A 22,419-nucleotide genomic window follows, 5' to 3' on the forward strand; every position below is an offset into this window, starting at 1 on the left:
AAGGCTGTTCGGGTGGCTCACCGGACGCTCCCATGAGGCTTTTCGTGGCGCTCGTACCGCCACCGGACGTCCTCGACGAGCTTGAGGAGGCGGTCCGTCCCCACCTGGGCGACATCCCCGAGCTGAGGTGGATCCGCCGCGAGCTGGTCCACGTGACGCTGGCGTTCCTCGGCGACGTCGACGACCGCACATTGGACCGCCTGCTGCCCAGACTGGAACGTGCCGTAGGGCGCCACGAGCGGCTGTCGCTGTCGCTCGCGGGCGCGGGCGCGTTCCCGGGGAGCGGCACGCACGCCCGCGTCCTGTGGACGGGCCTCTACGGCGACCGGCGCGCCCTCGCCCGGCTCGCCGCCTCCACCGCCGCCGCCGGACGCCGCGCCGGGACGCCGCCCGACAAGCACCGCTCGTTCCGCCCGCACGTCACGCTGGCCCGCTCGCGCCGGCCCGTGGACGTGCGGCCGCTCATGGAGTCGCTGTCGGCCTTCGCGTCCGGGGCGTGGACGGCCGACGCCGTCCACCTCGTCCGCAGCCACCTGCCCGGCAAGCAGTACAGCCAGGTGACCTACGAGACCCTCAAGACCTGGTCGCTGCGGACCTAGAGCTCGGGAGGCGGCGGCGCGGGGCGGTCCTCGTCCGGCGGGCCCCAGGGGACGCCGTAGCGCTCGCAGGCGCGGCGCAGCTCGTCCAGGTCGGGCGGGAACGTCACCTGCCGCAGCACCCGCCCGGAGGGGTTCCACACCACCAGCCGGGGCATCCGCTCGGCCGCCTCGTCGATGCCGACGCCGCCGATGCGGTCGCGGCCGAGGTCCCACTCCACCCGGCCGCGCCGGGTGACGACGGCCAGCCCGGCCGACGACACCCGCAGCTGCGACCGGTTCCGGTCGTAGAGCCAGTAGCCCGCGAGGCCGACCAGCAGCCCCACCGGCACCGACCAGCTCGCGGTCGCGCTGAACCCGCCCAGCTCGGGACCGAGCCAGGCGGCGCCGATCAGCGCGACCGCCTCGCACAGCAGGACGCTCATCCCGTAGGTCCCGGCGCGGGACTTGCGGGTCGCGTCCAGTAGCGTGCCCGGCGCGGTCACCGGTCCGGGCGGCGCGGGGATCGCGATCGCGAACTCGTCGGTCGTCCGCGCGTCGGCGGGCAGCCCGCCGCCCTCGCCCCCGGACGGCAGCGCCGCCGTCGCCCCGGCGACCTCGCTCTCCGGCGCCGGGACGGCGAACGGCGACACCGCCGAGTGGAACGCGGCGCTCAGGTAGGCGTCGTACTCGGCGTCGTTGACCGGCAGGCCCGCCCGCCGCGCCGACTCCCGCAGGTCGGTCCGCGAGATCCGCAGCGCCGACAGCGGCGCCGCGAAGAACTCGTCGCCGTCGGAGTCGTAGAGCCGCACCCAGGCGTGCCCGCCGATCGTCAGCAGCTCGATGCCGCCGATGCGGTCCTCGGGCATCCGCAGGACGACGTCGCCCGCCGCGTCCGCCCAGCCGAGCCCGCCGCCCTCGACGACGAGCCGCCCGCCGGGCACCTGCGCGAAGATCTCCGGCAGCCCGTCGAGCCCGTACTCGGGACGGCGCGGAGGCCGCGCCCCCGGCGTGACCACCCGGTAGCCGTGGTCGTCGAGGGCGTGCGCGAGCTGAAAGCCGTCCAGGCCGTGGGCCGGCAGCCGCGCGAGCAGTTCGAGGCGGTGCCCGAACACCAGCGCGGCGAGGTCGGCGCGGCGCGGCTCGCCGGTCAGCGGGTCGAGCCGCAGCCCGGGGCCGACCACGACGGCCGCGACGGCGGCCGACGGCAGCTCCACGACCTCGCGGCGGCCCGGACGGCCCCGCACGACCAGCCGGTCGACGGTGATCCTCCAGCGGACCGGCGCGGCCCGCAGCAGCCGCCGCCGGGCGCCCAGGACCCCCGCGATCGCGGCCAGCGCCCAGCACGCCGCCGCGAGCCGCGCCCCGAACCCGGCCGCGCCCTCCACCGCGATCCGCGCGACCATGAACGCGCCCAGCAGCCCCGCCAGCGATCCGAGCACGGCGATCCGGCGCCTGCTCGGCGGCGCGGCCGCGGCGTCGAGCCGCAGCCCGGTCGCCCCTGGCGCGTCGGTGCCGGGGACCGCCGGACGCGGCGGCTCGTGCGCGGCGGCCAGCAGCGCGGCCTCCTGGTCCAGCAGGCGCTTCTCGGCGGCGTGGTCGCGCGGCAGCGGCCCGCCGGGCGGGATGTCGCCCGCGAGGCCGCCCGCGCGCAGCGCCTCGTCCAGCGCCGGGTCGAGCAGGTCGGACGCCTCCCCGTCCAGGACGTGCATCGGGATGCCGATCCGCCGGGCGGTCACGAACACCGTGAGCGGCTCCAGCCCCATCGTGGTCAGCCCGCCGACCGCCGTGCGCCCGAACCGGTGGAACACGGTCAGCACGCCGTCGCCGGTGGTGATCGCCAGCCCGTCGATCCGGGACCGCTCGTAGCCGATCATGCTCAGCCCGCCGGGGCCGATCCGCTCCAGCCCGTCCGCCGACAGCCGCCAGTACGGGCGGGGGCGGCGCCGCCGCGCCTCGGGCGCCGCGCCCAGCAGCCACGGGATCGCCGCGACGGCGCCGATCAGCGCCGCCCACAGCCACACCGGGCGGATCGGCAGCAGCGCGAGCGCCACCGCCAGCAGGGCGAACGGTCCGGCCGCGACGGGACGCCACCGCCCGCCGGGACCCGCGAGGCCCACCAGCTCATGCTCCACAGTCCGCATCCTCACATGTGTCCCGGCGGGACCGTCCCCTCCTCCGGTGATCCGTCGTCCCCGTCATCGGCTCATCGGCCTTCGCGGTGCTTGCGCAACAGGCCGTAGCAGACGGCCCCGGCGATGGCGAGCGCGAGGAACAGCCCGACCCGGACGTCGCGGGGGTCCTTGTGGCCCTCGTCGGCGTTGGAGTCCCCGGACCTGCCGTTGTTGCCGGGCTTGCCGCCCGGAGACGCCTGCGGATTCGCCTTGTCCGGCACCGCCACCTGGAACACCGGCTGGTTCCGCCCCTCGGACCCGGCGAGGAAGGACCGCCCGTCGGGCGTGTAGGTGATCGACTCGCCCTGCCCCTGGAACGGGATCGACACCGACCCGAGCGACTTCCCGGGCCTGCCGCCGGCGTCGACGGAGTACATCCGCGCGCCGAAGTAGGTGCGGATGACGCAGGTCCGGCCGTCGGGGGAGAACGCGCCGTCGGTCGCCATCGCGGGCGCGCCCCCGACCTTGCGCATGATGTTGTCGCCGCCGGTCCGCAACCGGGCCGGGCCCTCGTAGAGCTTGCCGGAGAACAGCTTGCTCGCGATGTAGACCCGGTTCGTCCTCGGGTTGATCATCATGGTCTCGGCGTTGCGGGGGCCGTCGGCGTACTTGATCCGGAACCGCGTCGCCCGGATGCTCTGCGTGCGCATCCGCTCGGGCTCGGGGATCCGGTAGAGCGTCACGTACGGCCACGCTCCGCCGAGGTTGTCGCCGATGTCGGCCACGTAGATCGCGGGACGGCCCCGGTCGTCCTTGCCGAGGGCCATGGCCTCCCAGTCGCGCGCCCCCGCCCCGGCCAGCGTCAGGACTGCGCGGACCCGCCCGTCCGGGCCGAGCGCGTAGACCCTCGGGACGCCGCCGGAGTCGTTGTGGGTGTAGACGATGCCCGGATGCCGGGCGCTGGCCGCCAGCCCGCTGGACTCGGTGATCCGCGGGTCGGCGATCGTGAAGGCGACCTTGGGCCGTGCCGCGGCCGAGGTTGCCGTCGAGGCCGCCGAGGCCGTTTGGGGGAGGGCCGCGGCGCCGCACAGAAGGGCGGTCGCGGCGGCGGCTCGGGCCGTGCGGACGGCCCCCGCCCGCCGGGTCGGACGCACTGCCATGTCCCGCCCTTCCCCCGGTTCCGCGCCCACCTTGATCATATGTGCCCCGCGCCGCCGGGGGACGCCCGGAACGGCCCGGGGGTCACCTCAGCAACGCGCCGACGACCACGGCCAGGACGAGCGCGGTCAGCACGGTGGGAAGCAGCCATTGGGGCGCGCGGTTCACGGCATCGAGCTTATTCGGCCCGCCGCGCGCCCCGAACCGCGCGCCCCCTCGCGGGTGCGCGCTAGAGGCGCTCGACCACGTAGTCGACGCAGGCCGTGAGCGCCTCGACGTCGGCCGGGTCGATCGCCGGGAACATGCCGATGCGCAGCTGGTTGCGGCCGAGCTTGCGGTAGGGCTCGGTGTCGACGATGCCGTTGGCGCGCAGCACCTTGGCGACGGCCGCCGCGTCCACCGCGTCGGCGAAGTCGATCGTGCCGACGACCCGCGAGCGCTGCGCCGGGTCGGCGACGAACGGCGAGGTGTAGGACGTCTTCTCGGCCCAGGTGTAGAGCCGCTGGGACGACTCGGCCGTGCGGGCCGTCGTCCAGTCGAGGCCGCCCTGCCCGTTCATCCACTCGATCTGGTCGGCGAGCAGCAGCAGCGTCGCCACGGCCGGGGTGTTGTAGGTCTGGTCCTTGGCGGAGTTGTCCACGACCGTCTTCAGGTTGAGGAACTCCGGGACGTACCGGTCGGACGAGGCGATCTCGTCGATCCGCTCCAGCGCGGCGGGCGAGGCGAGCGCCACCCACAGCCCGCCGTCGGCGGCGAAGCTCTTCTGCGGCGCGAAGTAGTAGACGTCGGTCTCGGTGACGTCCACCGGCAGGCCGCCCGCCCCGGACGTCGCGTCGACCAGCACCAGCCCGTCGCGGGCGGTGGTGCCCGCCGGCCGCCTGATCGGCATCGCGACGCCGGTCGAGGTCTCGTTGTGGGTGAGGGCGTAGACGTCCACGTCCTCCTCGGCGGACGCCTCCGGGTGCGTGCCGGGCTCGCTGGAGATGACGGTCGGCGACCCGAGCCACGGCGCGCCCGTGGTGACCTTCGCGAACTTGCTGGAGAACTCACCGAAGGTGAGGTGCTGCGACCGCTGCCGGACGAGCCCGAACGCGGCCGCGTCCCAGAACGCGGTGGTGCCGCCGTTGCTGAGCAGGACCTCGTACCCCTCGGGGAGGGAGAAGAGCTGGGCCAGGCCCTCGCGGACGCGGCCGACCACGGACTTCACCGGCTTCTGCCGGTGCGAGGTGCCCATGTAGGTCGAGCCGGACGCGGCGAGCGCGGCGAGCTGCTCGGGCCGGACCTTGGACGGTCCGCAGCCGAAGCGCCCGTCGGCGGGCTTGGTGTCGGCGGGAATGACAATGGCTGGATTCGCGCTGTCGGTCACTCGCAGCAGGCTACTTGACCTGCCCTGAAGATCGCGGGCCGGGTCACATGCCGAGACGCCCCGGCAGAGGGCCCGAAACGCGCGTCGTCCACGGTGCCGGTGATGGCGGAGTGGCCGATTTTCCGCGTCCGGAGCGGCGATCTCGGAAAGTTTCGATCCATTTCTCGCTGTGACGCATCCAACACCCAAGAGGGTCAGGAAGGTGCGACCCCGAAGTGACAGAGGAGAGCCCCGGGGGGACGGCGAGCGAAGGCGAGGCGTGACGCATGGCGGGCGACAGGATCCTGGGCGAGGATCGACTGCGCGGAGTGCTCGACCTGTTCGAACGGCTCAGGGAGCGGCCGCCCCGGCGGCACGGCGACCGGCTGAGACCCCTGCTCCTGCTCCTCGGGCCCAAGGCCGGCACCTCGCCCGTGGCGAAGATGTTCGGGACGCGGTGCAAGAACGAGAAGGCCCCCTACTCGCACATCGCCGAGGAGCATCCGCCCGCCGACGTGCCCGGCGTCCTGCGCCAGGCGAAGCGGGAGCTGTCGCAGCCGGGCGGCCACCGGCCGGGCGAGCCGGCGCTGCGGTTCCCGCTGCTGGACATGGCGCTGTGGCTGAACGACCTGCGCGACATCCGGCTCGCCGGGGACGAGCACCGGCCGCCGAGCGGCGCCACCGCCGCCGAACGCGAGAACCACCAGCTCGTCCGCAAGGTCACGCACCCGCCGATCGTCGACGACGAGAACGCGCGCCGCCGCGAGCTGAACCGGGTCATCCGCCGCCGGGGCAGGGACCTGCTGGGCGACCTGGAGACGGGGCCGCGCGGACGGCCCGCCACCTTCCTCGGGTTCCTGGAGCAGATCGCGCCGATCGGCGTCGCGATCGTGGCGCTGGTCAGCGCCGGGACCGCCGCGACCCTCGACCTGGCCTACGCCGTCCTCGCGGCCGTCGTCGGGCTCGTGTTCGTGACCCTGCAGATCGTCGCGCGGACGCGCGGCTGGTACGGGGTGCGCCGGTTCGGGTGGTTCCTGCGCCAGCCCTACCTCGCCGACGATCCGCCCGGCTTCCTCGGCTTCGCGCTCGGCGTCTTCGACCCGCGCCCGGTCGAGGACGCCGAGCACCGGGAGAAGCTCGACCTGCTGCTGATCGCCGCGTTCCTGGAGGACCTGCGCCGCAACTACCACCGGGACGTGCGGCGCGCCGCGTGGGCGCGGGTCCGCTACCCGGTGCTGATCTTCGAGCACCTCCCGCCGGGGCACGCCGGGGTGCGGTTCCTGGAACTGCTGGCACGGGTCCGCCGCGACGGCCGGGACCGGCGCGGCCGGCCCGCCGTCGACCCGCTGGTCGTCACCGCCGGGGCGGACCCGGCCGAGCCCGCCGACCCGTCCGACCCGTCCGGGGGCCGGCTCGTCGACCGGATCGCGGCGGCGTTCCGCCTCGACCTGGGCGGCGACGACCCCGCCGACGCCCCGGGCGCGCGGGAGCTGTGGGACCGCCACCGCGAGGAGGAGGCCCGTGTCAACGCGCTCGGCGCCCGCCGGGTGCTGCGCGTCGACGTCACCCGCGACTCGGGCGTGAACCTGCCCCCGGTGCGCCCGGCGCGGCGCCGCCCCCGGTTCGCCCATCCCGCGCTGCCGTGGATCGCGATGGTCGCGATCGCGGCGTCGTCGGTCACGGTCGTCAGTGTGGTCGCCGTCCGGTACTGCTCGGCGTTCCAGATCAGGCGCACCTCGTCCGGCGAGTGCATCGGGATCACCGACGGCGGGTTCAAGTTCGGCGAGGTCAGCGAGGGCGAGAACAACGACAACCGGCTCTCGCCCGTGCTCGCGCGGCTGGAGCGGCAGAACCGCGCGGTCGCGCGGTCGGGCAAGCCGCACGCGACGATCGTCTACCTCGGCCCGGTCACCGCCGACCCCGCGATCAAGAACCGGCAGCTCGACCTGCTCGCCGGGGCGCAGGGCGAACTGCTCGGCCTCACGATGGCGCAGGCCGAGTTCAACAACGCCAGCCCGTACCTGCGGCTGCGCGTGCTCGTCGCGAACGCGGGCGCGCGGTTCCAGCACGCCAGGCAGGTCGCCGAGCAGGTCCGCGACCTCGCGCTGAGGGACCGCTCGATCGTCGCCGTCGTCGGGTTCGAGCAGAGCAGGGTGGAGACGCAGGACGCGATCAAGGTGCTGTCGAAGGCGACGCTGCCCATGGTCGGCACCGCCAACAGCTACAACGAGACCGGCCGGCTCGACCGCGGCGCGGGCTTCTCCCCGTACTACTTCCGGCTGGCCCCGCCCAACACGCGGCTCGCCGAGCACGCCGCCTACTGGGCCCGCACCGGACGCGTCGGCGGCAGGCCCGCCAGGACCGTGGACGTCATCTCCAGCGCCGACCCCCACGACCTCTACAGCAGGGACCTCGCCGAGTCCTTCACCCGCGCCTTCACCCGCGCGCCCGGCGGCGGGAAGGTCCTCGCCCGCCGGTACGAGAACCCCGGCGACCTCGACCGGACCGTCCACGAGCTGTGCGAGCACCCGCCCGACCTGTTCTACTACGCGGGCCGCTCGGACGAGTTCCGCTCCTTCGCCAACGTCCTCCAGCACACCTGCCCGAGCGGGCAGGCCGTCCTCGCCGACGACGAGATCGCCAAGTACGTCGCCGACAACGCCCCCGAGCTCGGACGCGTCGCCACGTTCCGGCTCTACTACATGCCGCTCGCGGCCCACGAGGCGTGGACGGACACCTGGGTCGGCGACCGCCGGAACGTGTTCTTCAACAGCTACCCCGGCGCCGTCGCGTCGATGTTCGGCGCGGCCCCCTCCCGCGACCGGACGCCGTCGGAGGTGCGGGCCGCCGTCAGCTACGACGCCGCCTCGATGATCGCCTACCTGGCGAACCAGGTCTTCACCGAGCAGGCCGCCGCGCCCACGGCGGGCGGCGTCTTCGCGGCGCTGGACGACCCGGGGAAGGGCCCGCTGTGGCAGGGGGCGAGCGGCGTCCTCCAGTTCACCGGGCGCGCCCAGGGCCACCAGGTGACCGGCAAGCCCGTCCTGCTCGCGACCGTCCGCCCGGACGGGGCGGTCGAGGTCACGGAGGTGTGCGGGCGGCTCGTCGCCTCCGGCCAGAAGAGCGGCCACTGCCCGCCCGCCGCCACCGCGCCCCCGCCCGCGTCTCCGTCGTGACGCGGGGTGCCGCCGGACGGTCTGAACCGTCCGGCGGCACCTCTCGGCGATCGTGTGCGAAGCCGGGTTAGAGCGGAGCGAGAACCTGATCGCGGAGCGAGCCGTCAGGCGGGTGCGGAGCGATGCCGGCGTTCGTCGCGGCCTCCCGTTGGAGGAGGGCGTTCTACGCCCGATGCCGGGGGAGCTTCGATGAACCGGCCACCTCGTCGATGGAGCGGGAGCCGGGGCCGGTGTAGCGGGCGCTCGGGCGGACGAGGCGCCCGGTGCGCTTCTGCTCCAGGATGTGCGCGGCCCACCCGGCGGTGCGGCCGCAGGTGAACATGGCGGGCATCATCGCGGTCGGGACCTCGGCGAAGTCGAGGATCACCGCCGCCCAGAACTCGACGTTGGTCTCGATCGGACGGTCCGGACGGCGCTCGCGCAGCTCGGCGAGCGCGGCGTCCTCCAGCGCCTTGGCGGCCTCGAAGCGCGGCGCGTTCAGCTCCTTGGCGGTGCGCCGCAGCACGCGGGCGCGCGGGTCCTCGGCGCGGTAGACGCGGTGGCCGAAGCCCATCAGCCGGTCGCCGGAGTCGAGGATGTCGGTGACGACCTTGCGGGCGTCGCCGATCTGCTCGACCCGCTCGATCATCGGCAGCACGCGGGCGGGGGCGCCGCCGTGCAGGGGGCCCGACATGGCGCCGATCGCGCCGGAGACGCTGGCCGCGACGTCCGCGCCGGTGGAGGCGATGACCCGGGCGGTGAAGGTGGAGGCGTTCAGGCCGTGCTCGGCGGCCGAGACCCAGTACGCGTCGATGGCCTGGACGTGCTTGGGGTCAGGCTCACCGCGCCAGCGGACCATGAACCGCTCGGTGATCGTCGATGCCGCGTCGATCCGCTCCTGCGGGACCATCGGGACGCCGATGCCGCGCGCCGACTGCGCGACGAACGACAGCGCGGTCGCCGAGACGCGGGCGAGGTCGGCGCGGGCCTGCTCGTCGGAGATGTCGAGGAGGGGGCGCATCCCGTAGGCGGGAGCGAGGGTCGGGAGCGCGCTCTGCACGTCCACGCGGACGTCGCCGGAGGTGACCGGGAGGACGTGGGGGTCGGCCGGGGCCAGGCCCGGGTCGAAGCTGTCGTCCACGAGGAGGCCCCACGCGTCACCGAAGGAGGCCCGGCCGACGAGCTCCTCGATGTCGACGCCCCGGTACCGGAGGGCGCCGCCCTCCTTGTCCGGTTCGGCGATCTCGGTCTCGAAGGCCACGACCCCCTCAAGGCCGGGTTTGAAGTCGGACATGTCGTCCTGCCTTTCGTCCCCATAGTGATAAGGCGGTGCCGTGCCATTGAACCGCGTCCGGCTTACCGTGCAGTACCCAGGTCCGTGTGAGATGCACAATGCCGAGGTGAGAGGCTCAGACGCTGTGAGTTCCCCGATGCCCGACCCCGCGCGGCTCCGCAGGTCCTACGAGGGCGGTGAGCTGGCGGAGGACGCGCTGCCCCCCGATCCGCTGGCGCTGTTCGCCGCGTGGTTCGCCGACGTGCACGCCTCCGGCCTGGCCGAACCCAACGCGATGGTGCTCGCGACGGCCTCGGCCGACGGGGTGCCGAGCGCCCGGACCGTCCTGCTGAAGGGGTACGGGCCGCGGGGTTTCCGGTTCTTCACCAACCTCACCTCCGACAAGGGCCGCGAACTCGCGGAGAACCCCCGCGCGGCGCTCGTGTTCCCGTGGCATCCGATGTACCGGCAGGTGCGCGTCTCCGGGGTCGTCCTGGAATTGTCGCGGGACGAATCGGCCGCCTATTTCCGGACGCGCCCTTATGGCTCGCGGATCGGGGCGTGGGCCAGCGAGCACCAGTCGGCGGTGATCGCGGACCGGGACGTCCTGGAGCGCCGCTACGCGGAACTGGCCGAGCGCTGGCCCGAGACGGCGGACGGCGAGGACGACGTCCCGCTGCCCGGCTTCTGGGGCGGCTACCGCGTCGTCCCCGAGACGGTCGAGTTCTGGCAGGGGCGCCGCGACCGGCTCCACGACCGCATCCGCTACCGGCGCACCGCGACCGGCGCGACCGGCGGGACCGAGGAGACCGGGGAGACCGGGGAGACCGGGACGGCCCCGGACGCCTCCGGCGAATGGGAGATTGCCAGACTGTCTCCGTGACATCGGAACAGCAGCCACCCCCCACCGACACTCCTGACGGCGAAGGTCCCGAGGACGACATCCCCACGGACGGCGTCCCCACGGACGACGTGCCCCAGGACGACGTGCCGGAGGACTACGTGCCCGAGGACGGGGAGCGTTCCATCGGGCGGCGCGGCGGGATGCTCCGCCGCGTGGCCATCGACACGCGCCCGCTGAAGCACGACGCCTACCGGCGGCTCTGGCTCGGGCAGGGCGTGTCGTTCATCGGGTTCCAGGTCACCGCGGTCGCCGTGCCCGTCCAGGTGTACGACATGACCGGCTCCTCGTTCTGGGTCGGCATGATCGGGCTGGTCAACCTCGTCCCGCTGATCGTGTTCGGGCTGTGGGGCGGCGCCGTCGCCGACCACATGGACCGGCGGAAGCTGCTGCTCGTCTCCTCCTGCGTCACGTGGTCCTCGACGCTGGTGCTGCTCGTCCAGGCGCTGATCGGCGCGGAGAGCCTCGCGCTGATCATGGCGGTGGTGGCGCTGCAGGCGGTCGGGTTCGCGGTGTCCTCGCCGACCCGCAGCGCGATCATCCCCCGGCTGGTGGACGAGCCGCTCGTCCCGGCCGCCAACACGCTGAACTTCACCGCCGCCACCGTCGGCGGGCTGACCGGGCCGCTGTTCGCCGGGGTGGTGCTCGCCCACGGCGGCTACGCCGTCGCCTACGGGCTCGACGCCGCCCTGTTCAGCGTCGGCCTGTACGCGGCGGTGCGGCTGCCCGCGATCCCGCCGCTCGGCGACATCGCCGGGTCGCCCGGCCTGCGCTCGGTGCTGGACGGGCTGCGCTACCTGGCCACCCAGCCGGTGCTGATGATGTCGTTCGTCGTGGACATCATCGCGATGGGCGTCGCGATGCCGCGCGCGCTGTTCCCCGAGCTGGCCGAGACCCGGTTCGGTGGCGGCGACGCGGTCGGGTGGCTGTTCGCCTCGATCGCGATCGGCGCGGTGGTCGGCGGGCTGATCTCCGGCTGGATCGGGCGGGTGCACCGGCAGGGCATCGCGCTCGTGGTCTCGATCGTCGTCTGGGGGCTCGCGGTCGCCGCCGCCGGGCTCGCCCACCAGCTGTGGCTGGCCGTCGCGCTGCTGGCCGTCGGCGGCGGCGCCGACCTCGTCTCGGCCGTGTTCCGGCAGACGATGCTCCTCACCTACGCGCCGGACGAGATGCGCGGCCGCCTCCAGGGCGTGTTCACCGTCGTCGTCGCGGGCGGGCCGAGGCTCGGCGACATGCGGGCGGGCGCGACCGCCAGCGTCGCGGGGGCCACCGCGTCCTGGGTGGGGGGCGGGCTCGCCTGCGCCGTCCTCGTGGTCGTGGCCGGGTTCGCCGTCCCCGCCCTCCTTCGCTACGACACCCGGACCACCTGACCCGGCAGCACGATCACCGGAGGGCGCGGGCGGCGATCCCGAGGTCCTCGACCAGGCCCCGGTAGGCCCCGCCGCGGTCCTCGGCGCGCAGCACGGCGGACGGGTGGATCGTGGCCAGCAGCCGGGCGCCCGGCCCCTCCGGCGGCGCGTCCGACAGCTCCTTTCCGGCGGCGGGCGTGCCGAGCTCCTCCAGGTCGGGGCAGGCGAGCAGGCGGCCGCGCAGCCGGGTGACGCGGAAGGACGAGCCGAGCAGCGCCCGGCCCGCCGTCGCGCCGAGGACGACCACCACGTCCGGCTCCAGGATCCGCAGCTCCGCCAGCAGCCACGGGCGGCACGCGCGCATCTCGCCCGCGTTCGGCGGCTCGTGGATCCGCCGCCTGCCGCCGCCCTCCTGGTGCTTGAACTTGAAGTGCTTCACGGCGTTGGTGACGTACACGTCGCCGCGCTCGATCCCCGCCTCCGCCAGCGCCCGGTCCAGGAGGCGGCCCGCGGGGCCGACGAACGGCGCGCCCTCGCGGTCCTCCCGGTCGCCGGGCTGCTCGCCGACGAGCACGGCCCGCGCGCCCGGGGAGCCTTCCCCGAACACCGTTCGGGTGGCGTCGCGGTAGAGATCGCAGCCCCGGCACCCGTCCGCCGCGCTCCGCAGGGCGCCGAGGTCGAGGCGGCTCTCCGGGTCGTCCGGCAGGAAGGGCTCGGCGGTCCGGGAAGATTCGGCGTTCATCTCGCGTTTCCCTGTACCCGTCGTGCGGAGGTTATCCATCGAACCCGCGGGCGAGGGGGCCGAGCAAGTAGACTTCTGCCATAAGACTGGAGGGAGCTGTGACCTCACACGGCCTGATCGATACCACGGAGATGTACCTCCGGACGGTTTTCGAGCTCGAAGAGGAGGGAATCATCCCCCTTCGCGCGCGTATCGCCGAGCGGCTCTCGCAGAGCGGCCCGACGGTGAGCCAGACGGTCGCGCGCATGGAGCGCGACGGGCTCCTGCGGGTCGAGGGGGACCGGCACCTTGAGCTGACCGACAACGGCCGGGGGCTCGCGACCCGCGTGATGCGCAAGCACCGCCTCGCCGAATGCCTGCTGGTGAACGTGATCGGGCTGCCCTGGGAGGACGTCCACATCGAGGCGTGCCGCTGGGAGCACGTCATGTCGGAGGAGGTCGAGCGCAGGCTGGTCGCGCTGCTGGACCACCCGACCACCTGCCCGCACGGCAACCCGATCCCCGGCATGGACGAGCTGGGCGGGCCCGGTGAAGGGACCTCGGACGGGCACGGCCACGTGAACGGCGACGGAGCGTCCGGGGGCGCCCCGCTCGCGGTGATGACGGCGGTGGCGAGCCCGGCCGGCACGAGCGCGGTGATCAGGCGGATCAGCGAGCAGGTGCAGAGCGACAGCGACCTGATGCTTAAACTCAAGCAGATAGGGATACAACCGGGACGAGAGGTGACTCTTCGGGCGACGGATGACGGGGTGCGGGTGACCTGTGACGACGAGGCCGACAGTCCGGACACCGAACTGCCGCGCGACATCGCCGAGCACGTGTTCGTCAGCAGGCGCTGACGCTCGGCGCGTGCGTCCCCCCGTCCCCGCTCAGCCGGTCTATACCGAAGATCTCCTTGCGATCGCGCCTTTCGGGCGTATCCCGGCGGCGGGTTCGTCGTTCAATACGACGGAAGAGGTACGCGCGGTATCGGCGCCGCGACGTCCGGCCCTGCGGGCGCCGGACGCCGGCGGGCGGCCGCGGGAACGTGAGGCGCGCACCGGCGGGGCCGTGACTGGGACCGGGATGGGGAGATGAACCGTTGGGGGGAAGCCTCGTTCGAGGCGCATCTGCCACCCGAGACCGTCCTCAACCAGATGGAGATGGCGGTCATCGTCTGCGACCGCTTCAGCAACGTCATCTACGGCAACGCGTTCGCGCGGCAGCTGTTCGGCTTCGGCGGGGACGAGGTCATCGGCCACTCCATCCTGTCGCTCGGCATCGCCGAGGAGGACCACGAGCAGGCCACCGAGCTGGCCAGGCACGTCCTCAAGGGCGGCGTCTGGGAGGGCACGTTCTGCAACCTGCGCGGTGACGGCACGACCGTGTACACGCGGGCGCACGCCGTCCCGCTGCGGCACCCCTCCGGCGCGGTCGACGGGGTCGTGATCTTCGCGCGCGAGGCGCTCCGCTCCAACCAGCGCGACCAGGAGCGCTACGGCCTGATGGAGCGCATCGGCGAGCGGCTCGCCGGGTCGCTGGAGCTGGAGAGCACGCTGCGCAGCGTCGCCGACACGCTCGTCCCGCAGTTCGCCGACCACTGCTTCATCGACCTGTTCAGCGGCGACCGGCTGATGCGGCGGGTGTCGCGGCACGCGGGCGGCTGGGAGCCGCCGCCGGGCACCTGGGCCGAGGTCGGCGAGCCCGTCTCCTACCCGTCCGGCCACTTCAGCGCCAAGGCGATGACGCGCCGCGACGCCGTCCTGGTCGAGGACATGGTCCAGTACCGCTACACCGCGCCGAGTGAGCCGTCCCGGCGGCTGGCCGAGGCGATGGGCATCACCTCGGCGATCTCCGCGCCACTGCTGGTGCGCGGCGAGCTGCTCGGCGTGATGAGCCTGGCGCTGTCGAACCTGTCCAAGCGCCCCGACCCGCACTACGACGCCTTCGACCGCGACCTGCTCGGCGCGATCGCCAGCCGGGTCGCGCTCGCCGTCGACAACGCGCTGCTGTTCGAGGAGGAGCGCGAGACCGCGCTCGCCTTCCAGAAGCACCTGCTGCCCGGCGACCGGCCGCCCCGGCTGGACGGCCTCCAGATCGCCTGGCGGTACGAGCCCGCCCGGCCGCTGGAGGCGCACGGGCACGGCATCCAGACCCAGGTCGGCGGCGACTGGTACGACGTCATCCCGCTGTCGGCCGGGCGCGTCGGCCTCGTCATCGGCGACGTGGAGGGCCGCGGCGCCCGCGCCGCGGCCGTGATGGGCCAGCTCCGCGCCGCGCTGCGCGCCTTCGCCCAGGACGACAAGCCGCCCGCCGACATCCTGCGCAAGCTGGACGAGTGGGTCCGCACGATGACCCGGCCCGAGCGGATGCGCTCCGGCTGGAACAGCGACGACCTCGTCCGCCCGCCGCTGGTGTCGTGCACCTACTTCGTCTACGACGCGTGGTCGCGGGTGCTGGAGTTCGCCAACGCCGGGCACGACCCGCCGCTGCTGATCGTCGACGGCCAGGTCGGCGAGCTGTCGTTCGAGAGCGAGGGCGCCATGCTCGGCGTCCGCGCGCCGGGCATGGGCGGCGAGATCCTCTACAACGAGGAGACCTCGGAGCTGAAGCCGGGCTCGACGCTCGTGCTGTACACCGACGGGCTCATCGACCGGCGCCCGAAGGGCGACGGCGACGACGGCGAGTACTACACCCGCGAGGAGTCCCGCGAGCTGGTCCGCTCGGCCGTGGCCGAGGTGGCGCGCGGCGGGGTCGAGGCCATCGCCAACGCCGCCTACGAGGCCGTGCCGGGCGACATCGACGACGACGTCGCGATCGTGGTGATCCGCACCGCGGGCGACGAGCTGGCCGTGCAGGAGCGCACGTTCTCCGCCGAGCCGATCATGGTGTCGGAGGCGCGCCGGATGGCCGCCGACGCGTTCGCGTCCTGGGGCATGCTGGACGAGCAGGCCGAGCTGGCCTGCCTGCTGGTGTCGGAGGTCGTCACCAACGTCGTCCTGCACGCCACCGCGACGCCGCAGCCGCGCCGGGAGATGGTCGTCCCGGTGCCCGCGGGCCAGCCCGGACGCGGCGGCGAGCCGCTGGGAGCGCCGCCGCCCGTGCAGTTCAACGCCGAGCAGTTCAATACGGAGCAGTTCAACACGGAGCAGTTCAACGCCGACCAGTTCGACGAGCGGTTCGGCCGGTTCGGGGGCGACCAGTTCGGGCCCGGCGCGTTCGACGAGGACGACTGGGACCTCGGCGCCGACCTCGGCCGCCGCGAGCCGCCCACCAAGGAGTTCCGGCTGCGGCTGCGGCGCGGCGCCGACGCGATCTGGGTCGAGGTGTTCGACTCCGACATGCGGCTGCCGCGCATCCGCAGCGCGGGCGAGACCGACGAGGGCGGCCGCGGCCTCTACCTGGTCGACCAGCTCGCGACCCGCTGGGGCGCCCGGCCGACCGCGAGCGGCAAGGCCGTCTGGTTCGAGCTGCCGCTCACCCCGTAGCGATGCGCGCCTGGGCGGTGGCGTCCCCGGCCCCGATCGCGTCGGGGCCGCTGCGCCGCGCCGACCGCGACGTGCCCGCGCCCGGTCCGGGCGAGCTGCTGGTGCGCGTGCTCGCGTGCGGCGTGTGCCGGACCGACCTGCACGTCGCGGAGGGCGACCTGCCCGTCCACCTGCCGGGCGTGACCCCGGGCCACGAGATCGTCGGGGCCGTGGTCGCCGCCGGTCCCGGCGCCGCGCACGCGGTGGGGGAGCGTGTGGGGGTGGCCTGGCTCCGAGGGACATGCGGCGCCTGCCGCTTCTGCCGCCGCGGCGCCGAGAACCTCTGCCCCGGCTCGGTCTACACCGGCTGGGACGCGCACGGCGGCTACGCGGAGTTCGCGCTCGCGGTCGACGCCTACGCCTACCGGCTGCCGGAGGGGCTGGACGACGTCCGCGCCGCGCCGCTGCTGTGCGCGGGCATCATCGGCTACCGCGCGCTGCGCCGGGCCGCGCCGCCGCCCGGCGGCCGCCTCGGCATCTGGGGCTTCGGCGGGTCCGCGCACCTCGCCGCGCAGATCGCCCTCGCCGAGGGCGCCGAGGTGCACGTGTTCACGCGCGGCGCCGCCGCGCGCGAGCTGGCCCGCGACCTCGGCGCCTCGTTCGCGGGCGACTCCTTCGACACCGGCCCGGCCCCGCTGGACGCGGCGATCATCTTCGCGCCCGCGGGCGCCCTTGTTCCCGCCGCCCTGGAGCGGCTGGAGCGCGGCGGCACGCTCGCGATCGCCGGGATCCACCTGAGCGACGTCCCGTCCCTGGACTACCAGCGGCACCTGTTCCAGGAGCGGCAGGTGCGGTCGGTGACGTCCAACACCCGCGCGGACGGCGAGGAGTTCCTCGCGCTCGCCTCCCGCCTCGACGTGGCGGTCACCACCCGCCCCTACCCGCTGGACGAGGCGGACCGCGCCCTCGCCGACCTCGCCGCCGACCGGTTCACCGGGGCGGCCGTGCTCGTCCCCTGATCAGGGGATCGGCTCGGCGGCGACGTGCGCCCAGGACTGGGTGAACCACAGCTCGCCGCCGATGATCCGCGGCTTGGCGCCGGTGCGGGGGCCGCCGTCGACCTCGGCGGTGAGCGCCTCGCGGATGCGGTCGGCGGCCGCGCCGTCGCGCGCGCCGTCCAGCCACGGCTCGACGGGACGCTCGACGGTGAACACGTCCAGCCTTCGGATGCTGCCGCCAGCCGAGGTGACCATCTCGGTCAGCCGGGCGATGGACGGGGTGCCCGGGTGGTCGGGGTCGCGCAGCCGCTCGATGCGGTCCCGGTCGGGCCCGGCCAGGTTCCCCCGGACGAGGTCGGCGATCACCAGCCGCCCGGCCGGGGCGCACACCCGCAGCAGCTCGCGCAGCACGTCCTGCGGGTCGCCCAGGTTGTAGAGCGAGAACCGGGCCGTCACGAGGGAGAAGGCGTTGTCCCGGTAGGGGAGTGCGGCGGCGTCGGCGCGGACCCGCGTGCCGTCGGGGCCCCCGGCGATTGTGGGACGTTCCACCGGCGCGGGCGTGGGCGGCGGGTCGCCGTCGGCGATGCGGACCGGTCCAGTCCCGAACGTCACCGTGGCCATCCGGTTCCCGCGCCCCTCCGAGGAGGCGGGGAGCGCCTCCACGGCGGTCACGTGCCGGACGCGGGGGCGCAGCGCCGCCGGCATCGGCCCGTGCCCGCGCGCGACGTCCAGGCAGACGTCGCCGGGCCTCGGCTCGACGAACTCCAGCAGCCGGCGCAGATGCGGGGCGATCGCGCCGCCGGACTCCTGGATCGCGGTGGCCGGATGCGGCACGGGTGCTCTCCCTCGGCTCGGGCCGGCTGCGCCGGACGGGGTGTGGCGGGACCGCCCGGCGGCACGTCCGCTGGTCCGCGGGGGCGCGGACGCCGGGAGTGGGGCGGACGGGCGTACAGCCGGTTTCGCCAGTTATGACTCCCGATGGAGGCCGGAAGTTCGCCGCGTACCGTCGCCGAATGCGCACTCCACCCGTGCCGCGGCGCGGAACGCGCCGCTCAGCCGCCCATGTCGTGCCCGTACCAGGCTCCGACGGACAGCAGGAACACCGTGATCACCGCGACGCGGGTCGGCATGGGAACGCGGATCTTCACCGCGACCCAGCGCACGCAGAACGTGGCGAGCAGGGCTATGACGCCGAGGCTCAGGATGCCTTCCATGGCCACCTTCGTTCCGGAGGGACAGCCGCCTCCTAGAACCATAGACGTGTAAGCCGGGGGTTACCCGGGCCCCGGGAGACGCGCCCCTGCCGATAATCTCGGCGGTGTGGCAGAGACGAAGGAAACAGAGGGCCGTGACCGCATCGAGGGCCTCATGGTCAACCTGGCGACCGCGCGCGTCACCCTCGGGGTCGCGGCGCTGGCGGCGCCGGGGCTGACCGCCAAGGTCCTGGGGCTGGGCGCGAGCGACCCGGGCCGCGACTACCTGGCCCGCATGTTCGGCGCCCGGGAGATCGCGCTCGGCGCGGGCTACCTGCTCAGCGACCGCTCCGGGCGCCGGATGTGGACGCGGGTCGGCTGCGCGGTCGACACCGTCGACATCATGAGCGGGCTGCGCACCCGTCCCGGCCTGCCGCTGTGGTCGACCGCCGCCGGCACCGGGATCGCCGCCGTCGCCGCCACGCTCGGCGCCGCCAAGATCGCGAAGGACCTCTTCGGCTGACCCTCCCGGTGCGGCGGTGATCTCCGGTCGAGGGCGGGTAGGGGTGTCCTTGCGTCGGAGGGGGTCGCTCATGACGGCGGGGACGGTGCCACGGGACGGGCGCGCCATGCCGCGCGGGCGGGACCTGTACGTCATCCTCGGCGCGCTCATGCTGGCCATGCTGCTCGCCGCGCTGGACCAGACGATCGTCTCGACCGCGCTGCCCACGATCGTCAGCGACCTCGGCGGCCTCAACCACCTGTCGTGGGTCGTCACCGCCTACCTGCTGGCCTCGACGGCCTCCACGCCGCTGTGGGGCAAGCTCGGCGACCAGTACGGGCGCAAGCGGCTGTTCCAGACGTCCATCGTCATCTTCCTGGCCGGGTCGGCGCTGTGCGGGCTCGCGCAGGACATGACGGAGCTGATCGGGTTCCGGGCGCTGCAGGGCCTCGGCGGCGGCGGGCTGATGGTGCTCGTCGTCGCGATCGTCGGGGACGTGGTGCCGCCCCGCGAGCGGGGCCGCTACCAGGGCATGTTCGGGGCCGTGTTCGGCGTCGCGAGCGTGTGCGGGCCGCTGCTCGGCGGCTGGTTCGTCGACAACCTGTCGTGGCGCTGGGTGTTCTACATCAACCTGCCGATCGGCGTCGTCGCGCTGCTGGTGATCGCGGCCGTGCTGCACGCGGGCGGGGAGCGGCGGCGGCACCGCATCGACTACCTCGGCACGCTGCTGATCGTCGGCTGGTCGGTCGGGCTGGTGCTGATGACGACCTGGGGCGGCACCCGCTACGGCTGGACGTCGGCGCCGATCATCGCGCTGGGCGCCGGGTCGGTCGCGCTGATCGGGGTGTGGCTGCTGGTCGAGCGGCGCGCGGCCGAGCCGGTGATGCCGCCGCGGCTGCTCACCGAACCGGTGTTCGCGCTGGGGTCGGCGATCAGCTTCGCGGTGGGGTTCGCGATGTTCGGCGCGCTGACGTTCCTGCCGATCTTCCTCCAGGTCGTGCACGGGGTGTCGCCGACGCTGTCGGGCGTCCACCTGCTGCCGATGATGCTCGGCATGCTGTGCAGCTCGATCGGGTCCGGGCAGCTGATCAGCAAGTTCGGCCGGTACAAGGCGTTCCCGGTCGCGGGGACGCCGATCATCGCGGTGGCGCTCTACCTGTGCTCCCGGCTGGACGAGGACTCCTCGACGCTGTCGATGAGCCTGCGGTTCGCGCTGCTCGGGTTCGGGCTCGGGCTGGTGCTCCAGGTACTGGTCATCGCCGTGCAGAACGCGGTGTCGTACGAGGACCTCGGGGCCGCGACGTCGGGGGTGACGTTCTTCCGGCAGATCGGCGGCTCGTTCGGTGTCGCGGTGTTCGGGTCGGTGTTCAGCAGCCGGCTCGCGGGCCATGTCGAGGACCTCGCCAGGGACCGGATGCTCCCGCCGGGCTTCGACCCCGCCGCCGTCCAGGGGAACCCCAAGCTGCTGGACCGCTACCCCGCCCCGGTGAAGGACGGCGTGCTGCACGCCTACGCGCAGTCGATCGACTCGGTGTTCCTGTGGGCGGTCCCGGTCGCGGCGGCCGCGTTCGTGCTGACCCTGTTCCTTCGCGAGGTGCCGCTGCGGGCGACCTCGCAGACGCGCGACTACGGCGAGGGGTTCGGGGCGGCGCCGACCGTCCGCTCGTCCCGGCACGAGATCGAGCGCGCGCTGAGCGAGTTGATGCGCGGCGACGCGCGGGCGCTGGAGGTCTACAACCGGCTGGGGCGGCTCGCGGGCGTCGACCTGCCCGCCGGGAGCATGTGGGCGCTGTGCCGCATCGCCAAGGACGGCACGGTCGCCGGGCCCGACCTCGCCGAGCGCGCCGGGGTCCCGGTCGAGCACGGCCGCCCCTACGTCGACCGGACCGTCGAGGCGGGCTACGTCGAGCGGCGCGACGGCGTCCTCGCGATCACCCCGACCGGGCTGGCCGCCGCCGAGCGCCTGTTCGCCGCGCGCCGCGACGGGCTGGCCCGGCTGCTGGACGGCTGGTCGCCCGAGGAGCACCCCGAGCTGTCGGAGGTGCTGTCCGACCTCGCGCAGGCGAGCCTCGGCGACGACGCCGACGGGCGCGAGATCCACGCCGTGCCTCCCGGCGGCCCGCCGCGCCGCCCTCCCGGGGCGACCGGCGCGAGGTAACCTCGTAGCGACTCACCGAATCTCACTCGGTTTCGGGGCGAACCCCGATCCCGCTTTGGAGGCGTAGTGGCCGAGGCGTACATCGTCGGCGCGGTCCGGACTCCCGTCGGCACGAGGAAGGGCGCGCTGAAGGACGTCCACCCCGCCGACCTCGGGGCCCATGTGCTCAAAGAGCTCGTCGACCGCACCGGCGCCGACCCGTCCGCGGTCGAGGACGTGATCATGGGCTGCGTCATGCAGGTCGGCCCGCAGACCCTCGACATCGCGCGGACGGCGTGGCTGTCGGCGGGCCTGCCCGAGAGCGTGCCCGGCGTCACCATCGACCGGCAGTGCGGGTCCTCGCAGCAGGCGATCCACTTCGCCGCGCAGGGCGTCCTGTCGGGCACGCAGGACCTCGTGGTCGCGGCGGGCGTCGAGCAGATGGCCAAGGTGCCGATGGGCGCGAGCATCGTCCAGGGGCTCGACTTCCCCTACGGCGAGGGCTGGGCCGAGCGGTACGGCATGCAGGAGATCTCCCAGTTCCGCGGCGCCGAGATGATGGCCGACAAGTGGGGCCTCACCCGCGAGGACCTGGAGGAGTTCGCGCTGGAGAGCCACCGGCGCGCCGGCCGGGCCATCGAGGCGGGGTACTTCGACCGGGAGATCGCGCCCGTCGCCGGGCTGACCAAGGACGAGGGCGCCCGCCCCGACACCAGCCTGGAGAAGATGGCGGCGCTCAAGCCGCTGCGCGAGGGCGGCGCGATCACCGCGGCGGCGGCCTCGCAGATCTCCATCGGCGCGTCCGCGCTGATGATCGCCTCCGAGGACGCCGTCCGGCGGCACAACCTCACGCCGCGGGCGCGCGTCCACACGCTGGCGGTGTGCGGGTCCGACCCGGTCTACATGCTGACCGGCCCGATCCCGGCGACCGAGCGGGCCCTCGACCGCGCCGGGCTGAAGATCGGCGACATCGACGTGTTCGAGGTCAACGAGGCGTTCGCGCCCGTCCCGCTCGCCTGGGCCGCCGACACCGGGGCCCCGCTCGCGCGGACCAACCCCAACGGCGGTGCCATCGCGCTCGGCCACCCGCTCGGCGCGACCGGCGGCGTGCTGATGACCAAGCTGCTCCACGAGCTGGAGCGCACCGGCGGCCGCTACGGCCTCCAGACGATGTGCGAGGGCGGCGGCCAGGCGAACGCGACGATCATCGAGAGGCTCTGACCGCCGGCACCCTCCGGGTGGGGGCCCGACGGCGAGGGCCTCCCCTCCCGGGCCCTCGCCACCGGACCGTCGGACCACACGGGAACTTCAGTGGCTGGCCCTCGGGGTCACGGTCCGCGGAAGCAGACGGTGCTTCTCCGCCGGGAGAGGCGGCTCGTGACCCGTCCGACCACTGACCAGTCTCCTGGTCGGACGGCCCGCACGCAGCACGGGACGTCATGAATCGGTATACCTAGAACGTCCATCGGACGGATTCCGTCCTGGAACCTGCGTATTGGTCCCGGAACCCTCGCCCCGGCAAGGCAAAAGG

The 22,419-nt window shown here is 74.1% G+C and carries 17 protein-coding genes; 10 read left to right on the plus strand and 7 right to left on the minus strand.

The features are described from left to right. The first annotated feature begins 32 nt into the window (after nucleotides 1-32). A complete protein-coding gene (gene thpR / locus GNZ18_RS29455) occupies nucleotides 33-599 on the plus strand; it encodes an RNA 2',3'-cyclic phosphodiesterase (protein WP_156219909.1) in 567 nt (188 codons plus the stop codon). Here thpR and GNZ18_RS29460 read toward each other — a convergent pair. From GNZ18_RS29460 to serC, 3 genes are all read right to left on the minus strand, one after another. Continuing rightward, a complete protein-coding gene (locus tag GNZ18_RS29460; RefSeq protein WP_214620259.1) occupies nucleotides 596-2,710 on the minus strand; it encodes a hypothetical protein in 2,115 nt (704 codons plus the stop codon). The genes thpR and GNZ18_RS29460 overlap by 4 nt on opposite strands. Nucleotides 2,711-2,781: 71 nt before the next feature. Beyond that, a complete protein-coding gene (locus GNZ18_RS29465; protein ID WP_246250646.1) occupies nucleotides 2,782-3,849 on the minus strand; it encodes a YjiK family protein in 1,068 nt (355 codons plus the stop codon). 227 nt (nucleotides 3,850-4,076) lie between these two features. Then, nucleotides 4,077-5,222 carry a phosphoserine transaminase gene (gene serC, locus GNZ18_RS29470; protein WP_374225495.1) on the minus strand — a complete coding sequence of 382 codons (1,146 nt, stop codon included), beginning with the start codon at nucleotides 5,220-5,222 and terminating at the stop codon, nucleotides 4,077-4,079. 257 nt (nucleotides 5,223-5,479) lie between these two features. Here serC and GNZ18_RS29475 point away from each other — a divergent pair, with 257 nt between their 5' ends. Next, entirely contained in the window at nucleotides 5,480-8,368 is a 2,889-nt protein-coding gene (locus tag GNZ18_RS29475) for an ABC transporter substrate-binding protein (protein WP_156219911.1), read from the plus strand. 163 nt (nucleotides 8,369-8,531) lie between these two features. Here the strand turns inward: GNZ18_RS29475 and GNZ18_RS29480 are convergent, their stop codons facing one another. Beyond that, a complete protein-coding gene (locus GNZ18_RS29480) occupies nucleotides 8,532-9,641 on the minus strand; it encodes a citrate synthase 2 (protein ID WP_156219912.1) in 1,110 nt (369 codons plus the stop codon). Between the two features lie 136 nt (nucleotides 9,642-9,777). Here GNZ18_RS29480 and pdxH point away from each other — a divergent pair, with 136 nt between their 5' ends. Both pdxH and GNZ18_RS29490 read left to right on the plus strand, forming a co-directional pair. Beyond that, nucleotides 9,778-10,503 carry a pyridoxamine 5'-phosphate oxidase gene (gene pdxH, locus GNZ18_RS29485; protein ID WP_156220137.1) on the plus strand — a complete coding sequence of 242 codons (726 nt, stop codon included), beginning with the start codon at nucleotides 9,778-9,780 and terminating at the stop codon, nucleotides 10,501-10,503. Continuing rightward, on the plus strand, nucleotides 10,500-11,891 hold the full coding sequence (locus GNZ18_RS29490) for an MFS transporter (protein WP_312874819.1): 1,392 nt from the start codon (nucleotides 10,500-10,502) through the stop codon (nucleotides 11,889-11,891). The genes pdxH and GNZ18_RS29490 overlap by 4 nt, the downstream gene beginning before the upstream one ends. Before the next feature lie 13 nt (nucleotides 11,892-11,904). Here GNZ18_RS29490 and GNZ18_RS29495 read toward each other — a convergent pair whose 3' ends face one another. Beyond that, the gene (locus GNZ18_RS29495; RefSeq protein WP_156219914.1) at nucleotides 11,905-12,612 is read right to left on the minus strand and encodes a UdgX family uracil-DNA binding protein; all 708 of its coding nucleotides are present in this window, start codon (nucleotides 12,610-12,612) and stop codon (nucleotides 11,905-11,907) included. A 98-nt stretch (nucleotides 12,613-12,710) separates the two neighbouring features. On the opposite strand from GNZ18_RS29495, the gene GNZ18_RS29500 reads away from it, so the two are divergent. The 3 genes from GNZ18_RS29500 (at nucleotide 12,711) to GNZ18_RS29510 (ending at nucleotide 17,077) form a co-directional block, all read left to right on the plus strand. Next, on the plus strand, nucleotides 12,711-13,451 hold the full coding sequence (locus GNZ18_RS29500; RefSeq protein ID WP_214620254.1) for an iron-dependent transcriptional repressor DtxR: 741 nt from the start codon (nucleotides 12,711-12,713) through the stop codon (nucleotides 13,449-13,451). 234 nt (nucleotides 13,452-13,685) lie between these two features. Continuing rightward, nucleotides 13,686-16,079, plus strand: coding sequence for a SpoIIE family protein phosphatase (locus GNZ18_RS29505; protein ID WP_156219915.1), 2,394 nt, complete (start codon nucleotides 13,686-13,688; stop codon nucleotides 16,077-16,079). A 2-nt stretch (nucleotides 16,080-16,081) separates the two neighbouring features. Then, nucleotides 16,082-17,077 carry a zinc-dependent alcohol dehydrogenase family protein gene (locus GNZ18_RS29510; protein WP_156219916.1) on the plus strand — a complete coding sequence of 332 codons (996 nt, stop codon included), beginning with the start codon at nucleotides 16,082-16,084 and terminating at the stop codon, nucleotides 17,075-17,077. On the opposite strand, the gene GNZ18_RS29515 is transcribed toward GNZ18_RS29510, so the two are convergent. Then, on the minus strand, nucleotides 17,078-17,890 hold the full coding sequence (locus GNZ18_RS29515) for a class I SAM-dependent methyltransferase (RefSeq protein WP_312874820.1): 813 nt from the start codon (nucleotides 17,888-17,890) through the stop codon (nucleotides 17,078-17,080). Between the two features lie 218 nt (nucleotides 17,891-18,108). Continuing rightward, nucleotides 18,109-18,270 (minus strand): hypothetical protein, encoded by a 162-nt coding sequence (locus GNZ18_RS40930; RefSeq protein ID WP_173390917.1) that lies wholly within the window; start codon nucleotides 18,268-18,270, stop codon nucleotides 18,109-18,111. Between the two features lie 106 nt (nucleotides 18,271-18,376). Here GNZ18_RS40930 and GNZ18_RS29520 point away from each other — a divergent pair, with 106 nt between their 5' ends. The 3 genes from GNZ18_RS29520 (at nucleotide 18,377) to GNZ18_RS29530 (ending at nucleotide 22,109) form a co-directional block, all read left to right on the plus strand. Further along, nucleotides 18,377-18,772 (plus strand): hypothetical protein, encoded by a 396-nt coding sequence (locus GNZ18_RS29520; protein ID WP_242891657.1) that lies wholly within the window; start codon nucleotides 18,377-18,379, stop codon nucleotides 18,770-18,772. A gap of 70 nt (nucleotides 18,773-18,842) precedes the next feature. Beyond that, nucleotides 18,843-20,909: an MFS transporter gene (locus tag GNZ18_RS29525; RefSeq protein ID WP_156219917.1), complete on the plus strand. Its 2,067-nt coding sequence runs from the start codon at nucleotides 18,843-18,845 to the stop codon at nucleotides 20,907-20,909. 66 nt (nucleotides 20,910-20,975) lie between these two features. Then, a complete protein-coding gene (locus tag GNZ18_RS29530; protein ID WP_214620250.1) occupies nucleotides 20,976-22,109 on the plus strand; it encodes an acetyl-CoA C-acetyltransferase in 1,134 nt (377 codons plus the stop codon). Nucleotides 22,110-22,419 lie beyond the last annotated feature (310 nt).

The sequence above is a fragment of the Actinomadura litoris genome, from assembly GCF_009733595.1.
Lineage (GTDB): Bacteria > Actinomycetota > Actinomycetes > Streptosporangiales > Streptosporangiaceae > Spirillospora > Spirillospora litoris.